General features: G+C 39.1%; 3 protein-coding genes and 2 pseudogenes. 3 read left to right on the top strand and 2 right to left on the bottom strand.

The window, feature by feature from the left end; genetic code table 11:
* Nucleotides 1-53: 53 nt before the first annotated feature.
* Nucleotides 54-1378 (top strand): annotated as a pseudogene (locus tag QMF79_RS05575) (IS3 family transposase).
* A 30-nt stretch (nt 1379-1408) separates the two neighbouring features.
* Here the strand turns inward: QMF79_RS05575 and QMF79_RS05570 are convergent.
* Together QMF79_RS05570 and asnC are read right to left on the bottom strand one after the other, a co-directional pair.
* Nucleotides 1409-1642 (bottom strand): annotated as a pseudogene (locus QMF79_RS05570) (type I restriction-modification system subunit M N-terminal domain-containing protein); the annotation flags it as partial.
* 46 nt (nt 1643-1688) lie between these two features.
* Nucleotides 1689-2153, bottom strand: coding sequence for a transcriptional regulator AsnC (gene asnC / locus QMF79_RS05565; RefSeq protein WP_281773045.1), 465 nt, complete (start codon nt 2151-2153; stop codon nt 1689-1691).
* Between the two features lie 190 nt (nt 2154-2343).
* On the opposite strand from asnC, the gene asnA reads away from it, so the two are divergent.
* A complete protein-coding gene (asnA, locus tag QMF79_RS05560) occupies nt 2344-3336 on the top strand; it encodes an aspartate--ammonia ligase (RefSeq protein ID WP_281773044.1) in 993 nt (330 codons plus the stop codon).
* Between the two features lie 103 nt (nt 3337-3439).
* Complete coding sequence (gene murI / locus QMF79_RS05555; protein ID WP_281773043.1) at nt 3440-4234, top strand: glutamate racemase; 795 nt, start codon at nt 3440-3442, stop codon at nt 4232-4234.
* Nucleotides 4235-4442 lie beyond the last annotated feature (208 nt).

Here is a 4442-nt window from a genome sequence, read left to right as displayed (position 1 = left end):
CTGCACCCCAAAAGTTAGACTAAACTTCTAACTGATTAAGGTGCAGATTTTTTATGACTAAATACAATTTTCTTTTCAAACAACGAGCCATCGAATTTTATCTTCAAAATGCTAAAAATTGTTCACTTACTCGTAAACATTTTCAACTCGCCAGCAGAGCATTGCGACATTGGGCTAACCAATTTAATTATAGTGGAATCAATGGTTTAGCTATGCTGGGTAAGAAGAGAAATGACTCACCTGAATTTAAACTTAACGTGATACAAGCGGTTAAAAATGGACAATTTTCTGCAGAAACTGCCTATTTATACTTTGGCATTGCCAATTCAAGTGTGATTAACCGATGGTTGCGAGTCTTTGAAAAACAAGGTATAAACGGCTTAATGCCCAAACCTAAAGGTCGGCCATGAAACCCAAATACCCTAAAATGCCGCCTAAACTGAAAACACGAGAGGAAGAACTAGAATTGGAAAATTTGCGTCTTCGTGCGGAGAACGAAATCTTAAAAAAGTTGCAGGAGCTCAACCAACAAAAAATGCAGAAAAAGCTACTATCGTAAAGGCATTACGCATTCATTTTCCGCTGCCCATTTTATTAGATTTAATCGGCTTGGCACGCAGTGTATTCTTCTATCACTTGAAAACGGAAAACGATAAAAATGCAGCAATCTCACAAGAAATCGCCACTATTTATCACGATAATCACGGAAACTACGGTTATCACCGTGTGACGTTTAAGCTAAGAGAAACCATTAAAATTAACCATAAAAAAGTGCAACGTATTATGCAATGGTTGGGGCTTAAGGGAAAATGCAAGACACAAAAATATCGTTCTTATCAAGGTAAAGTCGGACGTATTGCGGAGAATCTGTTACAACGCCATTTTAATAGCAACACAGCCTAATAAAAAATGGGCAACCGATATTACCGAGTTCAAGTGTGCTGAAGGCAAGCTCTATTTATCCCCCATTAAGGATTTATTTAACAATGAAATGATTGCTTATGATTTCGCGAGAAGCCCAAATTTGGAGCAAATTACCCGAATGATGAAACAAGCGGTAGCAAGGCCTGAAGGAGCAAAACCGATTTTACATTCCGACCAAGGTTGGCAGTATCAGACAAGAGGCTATCAGAACATACTCAGGGAGAATGGCATTCAACAAACTATGCCAAGGAGGGGAAATGGTTTAGATAGCAGTGCGATAGAAAGCTTCTTTGGACGATTAAAAACGGAATGTTATTACGGTAAACGATTTGAGACGTTCGAACAACTGGAAAAAACGATCCACGAGTACATTCATTATTACAACCATGAGCGTATTCAGGGGAAACTAAAAGGACTGAGCCCTGTGAATTACAGAACTCAGTTCTTGGATTAAATAAGTCTAACTTTTTGGGGTCAGATCATTTTTTATGGCGTCAGTTTTGATTTCAGGTGTGATGATTTCATCAGACAATTCAGCGTAATTCACGCTTTCATCATCCGCTTCAATATAATTGGTAAAGTTTTCACTAATAAAACGATAGAAAAGTGCACCAAGCACATATTGTTTGAAATCCCAGTCATCTATTGAGCCTCGTACATCATTAGCAATTTGCCAAATACGGCGTTGAAGTTCGGCACGTTGTTGCATTACGCTCATTTGGTCTTCCTCTGTATTTTAAAATGAGATGGATTGTACTATATTTTTATGGTGCAATCCCCCGTAAAATCGGGTTCTGCATCGAGATAAGTGTTTCTGTCGATTGAATCTCATCAATGCTTTGGATTTTGCCTGCGAGCACTTGGTGAAGCTCCTCGATGGTGTGGGTCATCACTTTAATGAAAATGGAGTAATTGCCCGTGGTGTAGTAGGCTTCAACCACCTCGGGGAAGTCGTTGAGTTTGGCGATCACTTTTTCGTAATCTTTTGCCGATTTGAGGATGATGCCGATAAAACAGCAGACATCGTAGCCAAGTTTGCGTTCGTTGATTTTGAGTTGTGTCGCTTCGATCACGCCCGATTGTCGCATTTTTTCCACGCGAACGTGGATAGTTGCGGCACTCACGCCCGATTGTTTAGCGATTTCGGTGTAGGGCGTTTTGGCATCTTTAACTAAAGCACGTAAAATTTGTTGATCGAGCCGGTCTATGGGTTGTTTGAAAGCGGTCAAAATTTCCTCACAATTTACAATTTGTTAAATTATATTTAAAATTTAGCATATATTATTAAATTCTATCTAATCTAATTTTTAATTTATTGTAATTTTATCTAAAAAAGATTGAGTTTTTTAAGAATTCCTTTAAATTGAATGCCATTCCGTTAAACGACATCAAAATTTTATAGAAAAAGGTAGGAAACAGATGAAAAAATCATTTATTTTGCAACAAAACGAAATTAGCTTTGTAAAAAATACTTTTACGCAATATTTAATCGACAAACTAGGTGTGATTGAAGTGCAAGGCCCGATTTTGAGCCAAGTGGGCAATGGGATGCAAGACAACTTATCAGGGATCGAAAAAGCGGTGCAAGTAAATGTGAAATGTATTCCTGATGCGACTTTTGAGGTGGTACATTCATTAGCGAAATGGAAACGTCATACGCTCGGACGTTTTGGTTTCCAAGAAGGCGAAGGTTTGTTTGTGCATATGAAAGCACTTCGTCCAGATGAAGACTCGCTCGATCTAACTCACTCAGTTTATGTGGATCAGTGGGACTGGGAAAAGGTAATCCCAGCAGGTCACCGCAACTTTGATTACTTAAAAGAGACGGTAAACGAGATTTACAAGGCAATTCGTTTAACTGAATTAGCCGTGGAAGCTCGTTTTGATATTCCATCAATTTTACCAAAACAGATTACTTTTATTCATAGTGAAGATTTAGTGAAACGTTACCCAGATTTATCGGGCAAAGAGCGTGAAAATGCGGTTTGTAAAGAGTATGGTGCAGTGTTCTTAATTGGTATTGGTGGTAAATTATCAGATGGTAAACCACACGATGGTCGTGCACCAGACTACGATGACTGGACAACAGAATCAGAAAACGGCTACAAAGGTTTAAACGGCGATATTTTGGTATGGAACGATCAGTTAGGCACAGCTTTTGAGCTTTCTTCAATGGGTATTCGCGTAGACGAAAAAGCGTTACGCTTGCAAGTGGAAATCACAGGCAACCAAGATCGTTTAGAGATGGATTGGCACAAAGAGTTGCTTGCGGGTAAATTACCTTTAACCATCGGTGGTGGTATTGGTCAATCTCGCTTGGCAATGTTCTTACTTCGCAAACAACACATTGGCGAAGTGCAATCAAGCGTATGGCCAAACGCGATGTTAGAGAAATTCCAAAATATTCTTTAATAGATAAGAGAATGAAGCCCCAGACGAATGTTTGGGGTTTTGTTTTTCTTGAACGAAAAGGGAGAAGAGAGTAGCATTTGCGGGAATTTATTGAGTAAAAAATATGAAACCGACTATTCTCTTATATGATTCGGGCATTGGTGGCTTGACGATTTATGATGAGGTGCGAAAAGCCTTACCGAATGCTCACTATTTATATTGCTTTGATAATGCCTTATTCCCGTATTCGGAAAAATCGGAGCAGGAATTGATTACACAAGCGGTCAAAATTGTGCAAAAGATTGCAGAAAAACAACCGCTTGATTTGGTGGTGGTAGCGTGTAACACCGCAAGCACTGTGGTATTACCTGCTTTGCGAGCAAATTTTACTTTCCCAATTGTGGGAACCGTGCCTGCGATAAAGCCTGCGGCGACAATATCTGAGACGAAAACGATCGGTCTATTAGCGACGGTGGGGACGATCAAACGTCCTTATGTGTTGGATTTAATTCAGAAGTATGCTTCGGACTGTGTGGTAGAGAAGATTGGGCAGACAAAAATTGTGGAACTCGCCGAAGAAAAATTATTGAATGGCAAAGTAGATGTAGATGCTCTGGCTGATTGCGTGAAAGAGTGGAAAGTGCATTCAAAATTGGATACGGTGATTTTGGGCTGTACGCATTTTCCTTTTTTAAAAGCCGAATTGCAGCAGATTTTGCCGAAAGTGAAGTTTTTTGTCGATTCGGGCGAGGCGATTGCGAAGCGAGTGAAGTCGTTAATTGCCGAAAAACCTAATTTTAATGGCAAACAGGATGCAAAAAATCAGGTATTCTGCACAAAATTGACCGATGATTTTACCAAACGCGAGAAAATTTTAAAACAGTGGGGTTTCGAAAGTTTAAATGTGATAGAGATTTAACGCCAGAAAAACAGCAGAAATGGATGATTATTCATACTTTTTGCATAAAGTTTCAACAAACAGTAAATTTTTTAAAATTTTTTGCAAAAAGTGCTTGCACGGTTTTGATTTTTCTCTATAATGCACCTCACACAACGACGCACTGTTGTGAACGATTTAGATTGATATGCAGTGCGTCGTTTCTTTTTGTTCTTTAACAACTTATCAG

Origin of the sequence: Pseudohaemophilus parahaemolyticus (genome assembly GCF_938021905.1) — a bacterium.
Taxonomy (GTDB): Bacteria; Pseudomonadota; Gammaproteobacteria; order Enterobacterales; family Pasteurellaceae; genus Haemophilus_A; species Haemophilus_A parahaemolyticus_B.
This window is presented reverse-complemented; position numbering and strand designations above follow the sequence as displayed.